12 protein-coding genes and 1 tRNA gene are annotated in these 13,932 nt (G+C 53.6%); 9 read left to right on the top strand and 4 right to left on the bottom strand.

Features of this window, described 5'->3' with window-relative positions; all coding sequences use genetic code 11:
- Positions 1-49: 49 nt before the first annotated feature.
- Complete coding sequence (locus EYC82_RS08455) at positions 50-2,446, bottom strand: TonB-dependent receptor (protein WP_279249099.1); 2,397 nt, start codon at positions 2,444-2,446, stop codon at positions 50-52.
- A 478-nt stretch (positions 2,447-2,924) separates the two neighbouring features.
- On the opposite strand from EYC82_RS08455, the gene EYC82_RS08450 reads away from it, so the two are divergent.
- On the top strand, positions 2,925-3,524 hold the full coding sequence (locus EYC82_RS08450) for a VOC family protein (RefSeq protein ID WP_279249098.1): 600 nt from the start codon (positions 2,925-2,927) through the stop codon (positions 3,522-3,524).
- Positions 3,525-3,539: 15 nt separating this feature from the next.
- Here the strand turns inward: EYC82_RS08450 and EYC82_RS08445 are convergent, their stop codons facing one another.
- The gene (locus EYC82_RS08445) at positions 3,540-3,665 is read right to left on the bottom strand and encodes a hypothetical protein (RefSeq protein ID WP_279249097.1); all 126 of its coding nucleotides are present in this window, start codon (positions 3,663-3,665) and stop codon (positions 3,540-3,542) included.
- A gap of 39 nt (positions 3,666-3,704) precedes the next feature.
- Here EYC82_RS08445 and EYC82_RS08440 point away from each other — a divergent pair, with 39 nt between their 5' ends.
- The 4 genes from EYC82_RS08440 (at position 3,705) to EYC82_RS08425 (ending at position 8,267) form a co-directional block, all read left to right on the top strand.
- Positions 3,705-4,721 carry an SEL1-like repeat protein gene (locus EYC82_RS08440; RefSeq protein WP_279249096.1) on the top strand — a complete coding sequence of 339 codons (1,017 nt, stop codon included), beginning with the start codon at positions 3,705-3,707 and terminating at the stop codon, positions 4,719-4,721.
- The gene (locus tag EYC82_RS08435) at positions 4,693-5,004 is read left to right on the top strand and encodes a hypothetical protein (protein ID WP_279249095.1); all 312 of its coding nucleotides are present in this window, start codon (positions 4,693-4,695) and stop codon (positions 5,002-5,004) included. Before EYC82_RS08440 ends, EYC82_RS08435 begins: the two co-directional genes overlap by 29 nt.
- Before the next feature lie 131 nt (positions 5,005-5,135).
- Positions 5,136-5,495 carry a Rap1a/Tai family immunity protein gene (locus tag EYC82_RS08430; RefSeq protein WP_279249094.1) on the top strand — a complete coding sequence of 120 codons (360 nt, stop codon included), beginning with the start codon at positions 5,136-5,138 and terminating at the stop codon, positions 5,493-5,495.
- Between the two features lie 354 nt (positions 5,496-5,849).
- Entirely contained in the window at positions 5,850-8,267 is a 2,418-nt protein-coding gene (locus tag EYC82_RS08425; protein ID WP_279249093.1) for a penicillin acylase family protein, read from the top strand.
- 93 nt (positions 8,268-8,360) lie between these two features.
- On the opposite strand, the gene EYC82_RS08420 is transcribed toward EYC82_RS08425, so the two are convergent.
- Positions 8,361-8,798, bottom strand: a complete 438-nt coding sequence (locus EYC82_RS08420) for a hypothetical protein (protein WP_279249092.1) — start codon at positions 8,796-8,798, stop codon at positions 8,361-8,363.
- A gap of 663 nt (positions 8,799-9,461) precedes the next feature.
- Here EYC82_RS08420 and EYC82_RS08415 point away from each other — a divergent pair.
- The 4 genes from EYC82_RS08415 to EYC82_RS08400 all read left to right on the top strand — a co-directional run bounded on the left by EYC82_RS08415 (position 9,462) and on the right by EYC82_RS08400 (position 13,593).
- On the top strand, positions 9,462-10,682 hold the full coding sequence (locus tag EYC82_RS08415) for a leucine-rich repeat domain-containing protein (RefSeq protein ID WP_279249091.1): 1,221 nt from the start codon (positions 9,462-9,464) through the stop codon (positions 10,680-10,682).
- A 645-nt stretch (positions 10,683-11,327) separates the two neighbouring features.
- Positions 11,328-12,488: a leucine-rich repeat domain-containing protein gene (locus EYC82_RS08410; protein WP_279249090.1), complete on the top strand. Its 1,161-nt coding sequence runs from the start codon at positions 11,328-11,330 to the stop codon at positions 12,486-12,488.
- Entirely contained in the window at positions 12,488-13,237 is a 750-nt protein-coding gene (locus tag EYC82_RS08405) for a hypothetical protein (protein ID WP_279249089.1), read from the top strand. Before EYC82_RS08410 ends, EYC82_RS08405 begins: the two co-directional genes overlap by 1 nt.
- Before the next feature lie 146 nt (positions 13,238-13,383).
- Complete coding sequence (locus tag EYC82_RS08400; RefSeq protein ID WP_279249088.1) at positions 13,384-13,593, top strand: hypothetical protein; 210 nt, start codon at positions 13,384-13,386, stop codon at positions 13,591-13,593.
- 178 nt (positions 13,594-13,771) lie between these two features.
- On the opposite strand, the gene EYC82_RS08395 is transcribed toward EYC82_RS08400, so the two are convergent.
- Positions 13,772-13,848: transfer RNA gene (locus EYC82_RS08395), tRNA-Met, on the bottom strand.
- Positions 13,849-13,932: the final 84 nt, after the last annotated feature.

The following is a 13,932-nucleotide window of genomic DNA, read 5'->3' as shown; positions in this document are numbered from 1 at the left end:
TGGTGTTGCGCTGCGCGCTCAGGCTATCGCTGCGTCAAAGGCTGCTGCGTCAGAAATTATACCGTGCTTGTATCGCGACCGAGCGGGGTCGATTAGGTAACCCGAAGTAGCTGTTGGAGTTAGAAATCGGTACATCGTTATTCCAGATATTGGATTTCTTGTCGGTCAGGTTTTTACCGATCAAGGCAACGGACCAGCTGCGGTCCACGCTGGCCAGCGCGATACGGGCGTTGAAGATGGTGGTGGAACCGTGTTTGGTGTTGGGGTCCAGGTCCAGCGCCGAATAAAACGAATCCTCGTAATTGACGTCCAGGCTGTTGGCCAGCACCAGCGTTTCACTCACCGGCATAACGTACCGCGCGGTGAGCGTGGCACTCCATTCCGGGGCGAACAGGAGTGTCTCGTTTTTCAGGTTTTGGCCGCCGGGCTGGCCGAATGCTTCAATATTGCTGCCATCCTCTTGCAGGCACCCCGGGTTGTTGGCCGGATCAGTAGCTTGCGGAATCGTGCAGGTGGCGCCCTCGAAATCATCGTAATAAGCATCGAGATAGGCTACCGCGCCGCCAAAGGACAGCCGGTCCGTGGCTTGCCAGCGCCCATCGACCTCCACGCCCTGGCTGATCGATTCCCCGGCATTGCCCACCCGGAAGACATCACCGACCAGGGAACTGGTTTGCAAATCGTCGTATTCCGAGCGGAACACCGCAATATTCAGCTCCGCCGCGCCGTCGAGCAGGCGCATTTTTGCGCCGACTTCATAGGCGATCACTTCCTCCGGTTCATACTCCAGTATCGAGGCATCGGCGCCGGGTACCGACTCGCCAGTGAGCTCGCCAGTGACAGGGTTCGCCAGACGAATCTCGTAGCCCGCACTGCTGTAGGCCTGGTCGTAACCACCACCTTTGAACCCGGTGCCGATACTGGCGTACAGCATGGCGTTTTCGCTGGCATCCCACTGCACAATGCCGGAGAACGTCCACTTGTCTTCATCGCGACTCAGACCGGTGAAGGAATGCTGCCGCACATCGGCAATCAATTCCTGAGTCAACGGGTTGGCGAAGTAAAAGTCGTCACCCAGCCTGATTTGCAGGCCGTCGGAAAAGGTCTCTTTGTCCAGATCCTTGGTCTCATCGCTGTACCGGGCGCCCAGGGTAAAGCGCAGCGTATCGGTGTAATGCCAGGTGCCCGAGCTGAAGACCGACCAGCTTTCGGAGTCCTGGTCGAATTGGCTGGGTGCGCCAGGCAGTCCTGCGGGATCTGCGTAAAGTGCGCCGGCTACACTGAGCGGTCCTGACTGGGCGAAGTCGATGGCAAATACCTGTTGGCTGATATCCAGCTCGTTATACTGGTAATAGGCGCCCGCAATCCAGTCAATGGTCTCGCCACCGGGCGAGACAAAGCGTATTTCCTGGCTGTACTGTTTGAAGTCTTCCTTGCCAGAGCGAGACAGGCCCGGAGTGGCGGCCATATCGGTATTGCCGGGGCTCGTTTTCTCGTCATAGGCAGAATAGGCAGAGATTGAAGTCAGGGTGGCGAAGTCCAGCTCCCAGTCCACGGTGACGGCGAACACGTCCGTTGTGGTCTGGTTGCGACCATCAACCTCGCCGGCGCCCTTGTCCCGGTCGGAGACCACGGGAAAAGGCACGCCACCGAAATCGTTTTCCTGGCCTTCAAAATCAGACTGATAGACCACAGTGGGTCGTGATTTGCGGTCAAAGTCGCCGTACTCGTATTTGGCGTTGATTTCCACGGTGTCGGTGGGGAGCCAGCGGAGACTGCCACGGGTATACCAGAGGTCGTCATTGCGCCCTTCTGAACCGGTGACGACGTTCTCCCACCAGCCGTCCATTTCGCCATAACGCACCGCCAGCCGGCCAGACAGGTCATCGGTGAGCGGGCCCGACACCACGGCGCTGTATTGCTGCTCGCCCTGGTCGTGTTCGTACAGGGCTTCCACCATGCCTTCGAACTCATCAGTGGGTTTGGCCGTGGTGATGCTGATGGCACCGGCGACGGTGTTCTTGCCAAACAGGATGCCCTGCGGCCCCTTGAGTATTTCCACTCGCTCCAGGTCCATGGTCGTCGGCACAGCCGCAAGCGCACCGCGCCCGGCATATACGCCATCGATGAACATGCCCACCGATTGCTCGAAGCCGGCATTGGTGCCGGAGCCCACGCCGCGGATAAACAGGTTCGGGGTGCCCGCGCCATTGTTAATGGTGACATTGGGAACGTAGGTAGTGAGCTCCTGCAGGTCGATAATGGCGAAATCGTTTATCTTCTCGCCACTGATGGCAATGATGGAAATAGGCACGTCCTGCAGGTTTTCAGTCCGCTTCTGGGCGGTGACGATCACCTCTTCGAGCATGAGGCCCTGAGCAACAGCGTGGGCGCTGTAGACTGCTGTGAGGGTGATGGCGGAGGCGAGTGTTTTAATTTTTATCATTGAGACTCTCCATCTAAAAATGATTAGCCGCATTCAGGGTGAGGGCTCTCTCAACGGTATCGGTAGTGCGTGCACTCAAGGAACGCTATAAACACTGTCTCGCGCAGTCATTCATACAGCGTCCAAGTTAGCACAATGGGATAATAGCCGAGGCAGACCGCCACAAATGAATCATATTCGGCCAATCTGTGCGTGCGTGTCTCCCAGGTGCCCCGGCTATCTCCGCTGTCACAAAGCACTGACAACGTGAATCATGGATATGGGCTGGCACCCAGCAAGCGACGATAGATCTGATGCAACATGGTTCTGTTACTTCGCATCAGCCGCTCACCGGGGGATCATCGGGCCTGCCGCAGCTACGATTGGAGCGAGAACCGTTAACCTGTCGGTGTCCGGTACCTGCGCAGTCCCGGCTGACGCCGACTGATCTATTTGCTTTATACTGGCCGCAGGAGTGGACGCCTTCAGAGAATGTATTATGACCAATGCAGAACTTCCCCGCACGGCGCTAGCGCGCGGACAAGTGGCCCCTGTGAAGCTGGCACATATTGTGCGCAGGACGTCACGTTTTGTGGCGATGCGTGAGTGGTATCAGTTTGTTCTTCAGGCTGAAGTCGTTTTGCAAACAGATAACTTTGCATTCCTGACCTATGATGAAGAGCATCACCGGGTGGCCATTCTGGCCCAGCCGGGGCTGCTCGACCCGGTCGAAAATACGGCCGGCACAGACCACGTCGCGTTTACCTACAAAGATCTCGCTGATTTACTGTTTACCTACAAACGACTTGCGGCTGAGAAAATTGAGCCATTCTGGTGTATTAACCACGGCACTACGACGTCCTTCTACTACAGGGATCCCGATGGCGGGGGGGTGGAGCTTCAGATAGACAATTTCGCAACGGTCGAAGAGACTGCGCAGTGGTTTGCAAGCGGAGAATTTGACAAGAACCCGGTCGGCATCGTGTTCGACCCTGATGAATTGATAGAAAAATTTGAATCGGGTATTCCCGTGTCCGAGTTGACTCGACGGCCTCCGTTGCCGGAGGGGGTCACCCCCTTCGATATGGTGCGAACCTGATTGATGTGAACCCGGTCAGAGGTGTGTATCGCGCTGACCTCGCCTGAGCGAATCTGCCCAGTTGAGGTAGGGCATCGCGCGTGATGCGCTCATGTCTCTGGAGTAAACAAAGTCGGTGAACGAACCCTGTTCGATGCTCATACATGACACTTTTTCACACGATAGAATCGAGGGCGAACTATGAAAAAAATAATTGCAGTGACTTTCATTCTCCTGACGGCTTTTGTTGGGTGGGTTTCAGCCGACGCCCTTGATGAGGGAGCCGCTGCCTTCGATGCCGGCAACTACGCCGAGGCATTGACGTTTTTTGAACAGGGCGCTGAGCAGGGCGATGCGAACGCACAGTACAACCTGGGGGTTATGTACGATAAGGGGCAAGGCGTGTCCCAGGACTATGTGCAGGCGCTGAATTGGTATCGCAAGGCTGCAGAGCTGGGGCATGTGAAAGCACAGCATAACGTGGCGTCTATTTATACCAGGGGGCAAGGCGTAGCCCGGGATGACGCGCAGGGTGTGCAATGGTATCTCCGGGCCGCCGAGCAGGGCGATGCCAATGCGCAGGCCAACCTTGGGTATAGGTACGCTAACGGGCAAGGCGTCTCCCAGGATTACACGCGGGCACTGAATTGGTATCTCAAGGCTGCTGAGCAGGGTCATCCGAATGCTCAGGCCAATTTGGGGTATTGGTACAGTAAGGGGCAAGGCGTGCCCCAGGATTACGGGCAGGCGCTCAAGTGGTATCGAAAGGCTGCTGAGCAAGGCGATGCCATAGCGCAGTACAACCTGGGTCTAACGTATTATTTTGGACAAGGCGCATCACAGGATTATGAGCAGGCGGCCAAGTGGTACCGTAAAGCGGCTGAGCAAGGGACTGCTGCAGCGCAGAGTAAATTGGGCGTTATGTATTTTCTCGGCGAGGGTGTGTCTTATAACAATGGGCAAGCGCTCAGTTGGTGTCGCAGGGCTGCGGAGCAGGGTGATGCGGAGGGACAGTACTGCCTGGGACTGCTTTATGCGACAGGAAAAGGGGTGCCGCAGAATTTTATACTCGCCCATATGTGGTTTGACCTGGCTTCTGTTGCCGGCAGTGAGGAAGCCAGTGTTCATCGCGATCAAGCGGCGACCCTCATGACGCCTCTCCAGCTGGTGGAGGCGAGAAAGCTGGCGCGTGAGTGGCAGGCGACCTCTCTTCTATAGCGAGTATTTATCGCCAGATTCTGCAGGCGTTGTTGGGTTTGAAGTTGTTTTACAAATTTATACTGACGGCAATCCCTATGTTACTAAAGAGCGTACCGGGCTGGTGCTTGGTACCTATGATCACACCTACTATCAATTGAGAAACACGGTATTAAAAGGTCCATCGAGCGATGGCATGCAGGCGAAGCTTGAGCAAGTAGTACGGGAAAGCGTCGATAGTTTTTCCGCTGACATGCAACGAGGCGATTTTTCTGACGAGCCTGCTGCCGCGGAAGCTCGATAGGCGCGCCCTTGCTACAAAAATTGCGTCCATTAGAGGGGAGCTAATGAAGCTGGCGCGTAGATGGCAGTCTGCGTCTGCCGACTGATTGTCAGCATTTACCAGAGTCCCAAATCAATCCAGAGGAAAAAGAAATGAAATATCTACAAGTTGTACTGTCGCTTTTTTTGCTTGTGGCCGCTGCGGCGAGCTACGGGCAGACAGGCGATAATTTACAAAAAAACTGTCGCGCCGCGCTTGCGTTATCCAATGGGCAAGCGGCAAATTTGTATGACGCAGGCATCTGTACCGGAACGGTGAAGGGCGCGATGGACATGGCGGCCAGTTATAAAAAAGCAGCTGACGCGAATATGATCTGTTTCCCCGAAGGGGTAACAACGGGACAAAACATCAAAATAGTGATGGAGTACCTGAAGAATCACCCCCAGGAACTGCAAAAGCGACAGGGGTCTCTGATATACGTCGCGCTGAGGGACGCTTTTCCCTGTAGATAGGTGAAAGGTACGCACTGAAGCTGAAGCCACGAGACCCGGCCTCAATGGCTGGGTATCTATAACAACGGGTCCCCATAAGGGGTGGCGATGCCCGTAGGCATGGATGAGAAGAGAGTGACACTCACCCCTTCAGGCCGGCTGCGTCTGCTGTTGCCTGCGCAGGAGTGGTTGGCCCAGGTCGGGTGTGGGGTGCTTCCCTTCCACAGGTAAACCACCATCGGGTCAGTCGCCTGCGCCGCCTTTGGCATGAGGCTGGGAGAGCGCGTGTCGATTTTATCGCAGTAGGCGCTTTGTATGGCCTATACTCGGGTACACCGATTTAGGGCACCCCATCGATAGTCAACGGAGATTAGCATGACGAACAGGTACCGCAGCGCAGCGAGATTGCTTCCTTTCACCGTGATTTGCATGCTCCTGTTGTGGGGCTGTAGCGATTCCTCTAATAACTCGAATAACGGCTCGCAGCCTGAATACCAGGCAGAGATTATCTGGACGGAATATGGCATTCCGCATGTAGTGGCAGACGATTGGGAAGGTTTGGGCTATGGCATCGGTAATGCCTTTGCGCAGCAAAATTTCTGCCCTTACATGCGTGATGTGGTGCGTGCCAATGGTCAGTCGGCGGAGCTACTGGGAGAGGAAGGCAATCTCGCATTCGATTTTGTAATGAAACTCTACAATACCGATGAGGCGCTGGAGCGGGTAAAGGCCCAGATGTCACCGCGGGGCCTTGCCCTGTTTAAAGGCTACGCGGCGGGTATTTCGCGTTACCTGGCAGATACCGGCGTTGATAACCTTGCCGAGGGCGAGGAGGGCTGCCGGGGTGCCGCCTGGGTGCGCGCCGTGACATTTGAAGATACGTTGAAATCTGGGCACAAAACCATTCTGCGGGCATCTGCCGATCCGTTTTACAATGAGCTGGTGGCTGCGTCACCCCCGGAGCAATCCCTGAGTCAGGCGGCTTTGAGCGAGGAAGAGATGAGCGCCATGGTTGCTCAGTTCAAGGCGCTCACGGCAGATCAAGTGCGCGACAGGATGGGCTTCTCGCCTGTTGAAGAACTGGGCAGCAATGCCTACGGGGCTGGGCGCGATGCGGCCGGCAGCAACAGCGGCGTGTTGTTTGGCAATCCGCACTTTCCGTGGCGTGGCATCAGTCGGTTTTTTATGGCGCATTACACCATTCCCGGCGTTTACGATGTGATGGGTGCCGGCTTGTTCGGCATCCCGCTGGCGAATATTGGGTTTAACAAGGACACCGCATGGACTCATACGGTGTCGACCGCGCGGCGTTTCACCCTGCACGAGTTGACATTGAACCCGGATAACCCCCTCGAGTATTTTTTCGACGATGAGTTGGTAGAGCTGGAGCCATTCACCGTCGAGGCGATAGACGGGAGTGGTGCCACGGTGCAGCACACATTCTATATCAGCCAGTTTGGTCCGATTGCCGATCTCGGCGGTATCAACGCGGCACTCGGCGGCTGGCCTACGGGCAATGGTACGGTCTTTGCTTTCAACGATGCCAACAAGGAAAATCTGCGCGGCCTGGAGAACTGGATCAATTTTGGTTTGGCAGAAAGCATGGATGACATACTGGAGGCGACACGCACGATCGGTATTCCCTGGGTTAACACCATCGCTGCAGACCGTTTTGGCGAAGGTTTTTACGGTGATGTTTCCGTGGTGCCCAATGCTTCTCAGGCACTGATTGATACCTGTGTACGGCCGCCCTATGGTCCACTCATTTTGCCGGTGGCCAGCGTGGTGAGCCTGGATGGCTCAGACAGCGATTGTCTATTGGGTAATGACGAGGACGCACCGCCCCATCTGCTTGGCTACGACAATTTGCCCAAACTGCGCACCACGGAGTACGGCGCCAACGCCAACGACAGTTATTGGCTGCCCAATCCCCGTAGCTTGCTGACCGGCTTCACCCGGGCTATCGGTCCCGAGGAATACGAGCAGTCTCTCCGCACGCGATTAACCTTTGTTCAGGCAGAACAGAGGCTCGCCGGTACTGATGGATTGGAGGGGGAGGGGTTCAGTAATCAAAATGTGCGAGAAATTTTTACCTCCGCACGCAACCATGCTGCAGAGCTGGTGAATGACGAGGTCGTTGCGATATGCATCGCCGTCGATGACTGGACGTCCTACGGTGTCAGTGGTGACGCTATGCTGCAGGCCTGTAATATCCTGGCCGAGTGGGATACAAGGCACACCATAGACAGTGTAGGCGGCCATATTTTCTTTGAATTCTGGCGGGTCGCCAGAGGATTGGATAATCTGTGGGCGGTTCCCTTTGATTCTACCGACCCGGTGAATACACCGAGAACGCTCAATACAGGTGACCCTGCCCTGGTTGAGTCGGTGCGCGGTGCCCTCGCAACGGCAGTCACAGTGCTGCAAGACAATGACATTGCGCTGGATGCGCCTTGGGGCGATGTGCAGTTTATTGAGAGGAATGGCGAGAAAATTCCTTTGCCAGGTGGATCTGGCGCCATGCTGTTCAGCGTGATTAGTGCGAGCCTGGTTGCGGGAGAGGGCTACTCGGATGTGCGTGCTGGCAACAGCTATATCCAGGCTGTGAGCTGGGATGAGAGCGACTGTCCGGATGCAAACGCGATACTCACTTACTCACAGTCCACTGATCCGGCTTCCCCGCACTACGCAGATGCAACCAAGCTATACTCGCAGAGCGGTTGGATCGATATGCCATTTTGTGAAAGTGATCGCGATGCGCAGGAAATCAGACGCGAGACTATTTCCGAGTAAGGCCTGTTTGCGCACGAGGCGGCGGCGCTCGCGCCGCTCCTCTGAGCGGATACGCCCGCTCGCTCGACTGTAGAGCGCTGTTTTCTCAGCCGCCTAGAGGGGCGAGCATGTGCCTATTTCTATCGAAGGGGTGGCGGGAGAGATGCCTCCCTCCTTACCATCCTGTACATACCCTGTGGTCCTGGTTGCGAGGAAATGCCCAGTGGCAGGATTATATTTGAACGACTCGCCGGGTGCAGCCCACCCGTCGCAGACCAGCAGTTTTTCGGTGCCGATAACGCTCCTGAAGTCACCGCATGTCCAGGTGGGTACTTTTTTACCGAACACATGTACCTGGTATATGCCGCCGTAGGCGCTGCGCTTCTCGTCAGCCTCTTTGATGAGGTACTGATCTCCTGGCGTGAAACTAAATGGTTGCCAGTTCCCATCTGTCAGTTGAAAGCCAGCCGATTGATCCCCTGTACAAAGCCAGCTGTCCGCACTGGACTGCAGGCTGAATGTCATGACTAAAACGGCGAGGATGTATTTCATTGGTTAACTCCATTTAACGGGATTCCCACCCTAGCGGAAGGTGGTGTATATACCTAGCCCATAGTGACCCCGGCAACGGTGTATAGACGAGGCTAAAGGACTTGGCCCCAGCGTACTCGATGAGCTACCTGAAGGGCCGGGACTATTTGATATTAAGTCGGTGAAGCCCTAGCCCTTAGTTTAGGGCAATACGTTTATATGACGAACAATGGTACTAACAAAAACGCTCGACAGTATGTTTGAGCAGAGAGACGAATTGATAAACGCCAGTTATAGCTGGGAGAGAATATAGAAATGCAAGAAGAAGAGCTGAAGGAAATTTTAGTCACTGCCCAATACAAGTGCCCCGGCAGGACTTGGGAGAAGATTTTCAGCACACCGCTTTTATCTGACCTACACTAAATCAGGCCATTCATCCTCGCAGTACCAGACGAGTAAAAGCCCGCGGAAAGGAGTAGTGCGTGTTAGATAAAAAGCCAGGTTTCATAGTAGTAGCACTGTGCATAACCCTGCTGAGCAGCATAGGGAGTCAGCACGCCGTGGGCCAGTCTCTTGGATGTCTAATGGCCGATGTCTCCGGGAAACACCGCTGTCTGTATTAATGGTGAAGTGATTGGTCGTGCTGTCTCTTATCTGGCCTGCTTAACAACATAAGGTAATAATATGAAGATGAAACTGACGGTTCTAGTTTTCTTTACTTCAATGCTTCTGGCGGGCCAGGTGTTGGCGTTGCCATTTAGTACTGGTGGCCTCAGTTATAATTCTATGGGTGCGACTGATGTCGAAGTAACGGGCCGTGCATCGGGTAACATCGCCACTGATATAGTCATTCCTGACACTGTTGTGGATAGCGGGACAACCTACAACGTTACGAATATTGGGTCTTTGGCTTTCTTCCTCAATTCCCTCACCAGCGTGATTATTCCAAGCAGCGTTACGACCATTGAGGTTGGTGCTTTCGGCTTTAACGCCCTGACCAGCGTGATTATTCCAGACAGCGTTACGACCATCGAGTCTGGTGCTTTCGGCTTTAACACCCTGACCAGCGCAGCCTTTGAAGGCGACTTTGGCAGCTTTAACCTCTCTATCTTCGATGACAATCCCACCCTAGCGACGATCACCTACTGTAACGGGACAGCGGGTTGGCCGCAGGTCTTTAACAATGGCTCAACGATTGTCGTAACGACCCCCAGAAAATGCCTATCCAATATCGATGGCCTCAGTTATAGCGTTATCAATGCGACTGATGTCGAAGTAACGGGCCGTGCATCGGGTAACACCGCCACTGATATAGTCATTCCTGACACTGTCGTGGTTAGCGGGACAACCTACAGCGTTACGACCATTGGGGATGTTGCTTTCCACGAAAACGCCCTCACCAGCGTGATTATTCCGGGCAGCGTTACGACCATTGGGCAAAATGCTTTCAGCGTCAACGCCCTCAGCAGCGTGGTTATTCCAGACAGCGTTAAGACCATTGGGGGCGGTGCTTTCGACTCAAACGCCCTCACCAGCGTGATTATTCCAGACAGTGTTGCGACCATTGGGGCTGTTGCTTTCGAATCCAACGCCCTCGCCAGCCTGACTATCGGAAACAACGTTACGACCATTGACGATTATGCTTTCGGCTCCAACGCCCTCACCAGCGTGATTATTCCAGCCAGCGTTACGACGATTGGGCCGGGTGCTTTCTACAACAACGCTCTCACCAGCGCGGCCTTTGAAGGCGACTTTCTCAGCTTTAGCCTGACCATGTTCGGCCTCAATTTCAACCTAGCGACGATCACCTACTGTGATGTGAAAACGGGTTGGCCGCAGGGCTTTAACAATGGCTCAACGATTGTCGTAACGACCCCGATAGTTTGCTTGCCGCCGGGCTGCTGAAAGCTCATGACATTGACGGCGATGGTGATGGAGTGCCTGATGCTGAGGATAAGTGTCCTTCTGACGCTAACGCCGACCAGCTCGATGGTGATGATGCCGGTGATCTCTTCACCTCTGTTGGCTGCCAGACGCTTCTAGTTACTACACAATGCCCGCCACCGTGCGGGCTTTTTAATGTCTGGGAGCATGACCTGGGCGCAACGTGTACCACCATTTTTTCAAGGCGCGGGCTTATCCTCGCGTGTCGCGTATGGACATCTGTAGTTCGCCAGGGACGTTTTGGTTCGGTGAGACCCTTACAAGCACAAGGGCAATCATTAAAAATACCCCGGCAGGACTTGGGAGAAAAATTCCAGCACACCGCTTTTATCTGACCTACACTAAATCAGGCCACTCATCCTCGCAGCACCAGACGAGTAAAAGCCCGCGGAAAGGAGTAGTGCGTGTTATATAGAAAGCTAGGTTTCATAGGAGTAGCACTGTGCATAACCCTGCTGAGCAGCACAGGGAGTCAGCACGCCGTGGGCCAGCCTCTTGGATGTCTAATGGCCGATGTCTCCGGGAAACACCGCTGTCTGTATTAATGGTGAAGTGATTGGTCGTGCTGTCTTTTATCTGGCCTGCTTAACAACAGAAGGGAATAACATGAAGATGAAACTGACGGTTCTAGTTTTCTTTACTTCAATGCTTCTGACGGGTCAGGTGTTGGCATTTGATGTTGATGGCCTCAGTTATAACGTTATCAATGCGACTGATGTCAGAGTAATGGGCCGTGCATCGGGTAACGCTGCCACTGATATAGTCATTCCTGACACTGTTGTGGATAGCGGGACAACCTACAGCGTTACGACTATTGGCGATAGTGCTTTCTACAACAGCGCCCTCACCAGCGCGGCCTTTAAAGGCGACTTTCTCACCTTTAACCTCTCTATGTTCGATGACAATCCCACCCTAGCGACGATCACCTATTGTAACGGGACAGCGGGTTGGCCGCAGGGCTTTAACAATGGCTCAACGATTGTCGTAACGACCCCGATAAACTGCCTATCCAATACCAATATCGATGGTCTCAGTTATAGCGTTATCGGTGCGACGACTAACGTCGAAGTAACGGGCCGTGCACCGGGTAACACTGCCACCGTAATAAATATTCCTGCCACTATTGTGGATAGCGGGACAACTTACAGCGTTACGACTATTGGCGATAGTGCTTTCTACAACAACGCCCTCACCAGCGTAATTATTCCAGACAGCGTTACGACCATTGCGGCTGATGCTTTCCGGCAAAACCTCATCGCCAGCGTGATTATTCCAGACAGCGTTACGACCATTGGCGATGATGCTTTCTACAACAACGCCCTCACCAGCCCGGTCTTTGCAGGCGACTCTCTCGGCTTTAACCTGAATGAGCAGTCTGATTCGGGTGGCTCTTGTACAGTTGAAACACAAGAAGCAGAATCTATTTGTTCACCATTGGGTTGCAGTTGCCCTATTTGCGTCGTGGACCCGGATGACGGGAGTGTGGAAATTAAACTTGATATACCAAGTGACTACTTTCGCATTACAAGCGTTACTCCAAACCCGAGCGGGATGACAATACCAGACGGGGAGTGCCTAAATTTCTTGGTGGAATCTGAATTGGATACGGGGGACCCTAGCGTAGGTGTAATCCCCTTGTTAGACGTGCAGAGAGAGTGCTGCAGGGGAGAAACCAATGCAGCTGACGTTGATCCAGGCCCTATACCTGAGGACGACCCGTTGGGCCCACCGTCGACAGATAAAGAACAAACTCAAGGAGGCTATTAATGTTGCGATCAATCGTTCATAAATTTTCACTTCAAATACTAATAGTCACTTCGTTTCTAATGGCTGCTGAGCCGGCGATCGCTGACGAAAAGATATTTGTACCAATGGACACGCAGAGCGAGTGCAACTTAAAGAAGCTCGCGCAATTTGCTTGCGATTACGCGAACAAAGTAAAGATATGCATGAAGATCGACAAAGATGAAATGGATCCTGATGATTATGAACGGGCGGCGGAGTGGTTTATTGCGCGAGCTGGTAGAAAAGATCGATGCAATTACCTTATTTGGGAGAAACGTCCGGTAGATGAATACTGTAAGAAGGTATATGGAGAAATCTTAGCGCCAGTAGGATCAGGAGAAAACAGCTGTCAGTTCGGAAATTGTGGGGAAGGCATGCATGTTAATTACTGCCAGATTCACTACTCAGGTTGTGCAGCCGAGAGCTATCACTGTAAATCGGAGAACGACCACAGGTTTACTATTTTCAAAACCGAAGATGGTTTGACCTGTCTTCTGGATAGATGGAAGATTGAACCAACCGCTGGAGGGCACAATTCCAAAACGCACCACTTACCGGACGAGTGCGGAGGCACCATGTGGTGCGACGACCATTTACAAATTCAAAACAATACAGTTTGCTGGGGAGATCCTCCAACCTGTTCAACGAATAAAAACTATCTAGATGTGACTTGTAATGATCCATTTGGAACTTCAACCCTTCCGCCGTCGCCGCCGCCGTCGGGCTGCTGAGACTGATGTCTTTGATAAGCCGCATTAACCCGGCTGATACAGTAAGGAATAATGCTTCCTGTCGGCATCTATGGCCTCCATGAGGTGAACGCGAACTCAATGAATGTCGTCTATCCTTCTGTTAGCGCCACGGCCGAGGAGTGCCGATGAAGTTACTCAAACACACCGCCGATAAAGCCACTCTTACGCTGACCCTCCATGAACTTCACCTAGCCAATGCCCTGATCCAGGAAGGCCGTATATCGCACCAGTGCGACTCACCAGAGGGTCAGGCACTTGAGGATGGTTTTAGGTCAATCGTGATTAGGCTGGACGAGGCCGCTAAGTCCGAGTTTGAATCCGGTGGTACGCATTAAACATAATGGTGCTTGTAGGTGTTCATCGGCTGAGGATAGCTCTGGCTAGTGGCTGATTACTGAAAAATCGCTACGCAACAGATTATCTTCTGAGGTAGCAAGTGGGTAGCAAGAGTTCAGGGCTGATGTGCTTGAGCGGCCAATAGTTCTTATAAGTAATTGATTTTATTCTTTAATATGGTAGCTACGGGTAGACTTGAACTACCGACCCCAGCATTATGAATGCTGTGCTCTAACCAGCTGAGCTACGTAGCCACAGTAACACGGGACTTGCTGTCCCCGAAGAGGCGCGCATTTTCCGTGATTGGCCTACCTTAGTCAAGACTCCGCGCCAGCGCC

It is taken from the genome of Candidatus Marimicrobium litorale, assembly GCF_026262645.1.
GTDB classification, from domain to species: Bacteria; Pseudomonadota; Gammaproteobacteria; order Pseudomonadales; family Halieaceae; genus Marimicrobium; species Marimicrobium litorale.
This window is presented reverse-complemented; position numbering and strand designations above follow the sequence as displayed.

Excerpts from the sequence above, each read along its gene's own strand:
- EYC82_RS08455 (WP_279249099.1), bottom strand. The coding sequence starts at position 2,446 with ATGATAAAAATTAAAACACTCGCCTCCGCCATCACCCTCACAGCAGTC.
- EYC82_RS08450 (WP_279249098.1), top strand. The coding sequence starts at position 2,925 with ATGACCAATGCAGAACTTCCCCGCACGGCGCTAGCGCGCGGACAAGTG.
- EYC82_RS08445 (WP_279249097.1), bottom strand. The coding sequence starts at position 3,665 with ATGAGCATCGAACAGGGTTCGTTCACCGACTTTGTTTACTCCAGAGAC.
- EYC82_RS08440 (WP_279249096.1), top strand. The coding sequence starts at position 3,705 with ATGAAAAAAATAATTGCAGTGACTTTCATTCTCCTGACGGCTTTTGTT.
- EYC82_RS08430 (WP_279249094.1), top strand. The coding sequence starts at position 5,136 with ATGAAATATCTACAAGTTGTACTGTCGCTTTTTTTGCTTGTGGCCGCT.
- EYC82_RS08425 (WP_279249093.1), top strand. The coding sequence starts at position 5,850 with ATGACGAACAGGTACCGCAGCGCAGCGAGATTGCTTCCTTTCACCGTG.
- EYC82_RS08420 (WP_279249092.1), bottom strand. The coding sequence starts at position 8,798 with ATGAAATACATCCTCGCCGTTTTAGTCATGACATTCAGCCTGCAGTCC.
- EYC82_RS08415 (WP_279249091.1), top strand. The coding sequence starts at position 9,462 with ATGAAGATGAAACTGACGGTTCTAGTTTTCTTTACTTCAATGCTTCTG.
- EYC82_RS08410 (WP_279249090.1), top strand. The coding sequence starts at position 11,328 with ATGAAGATGAAACTGACGGTTCTAGTTTTCTTTACTTCAATGCTTCTG.
- EYC82_RS08405 (WP_279249089.1), top strand. The coding sequence starts at position 12,488 with ATGTTGCGATCAATCGTTCATAAATTTTCACTTCAAATACTAATAGTC.
- EYC82_RS08400 (WP_279249088.1), top strand. The coding sequence starts at position 13,384 with ATGAAGTTACTCAAACACACCGCCGATAAAGCCACTCTTACGCTGACC.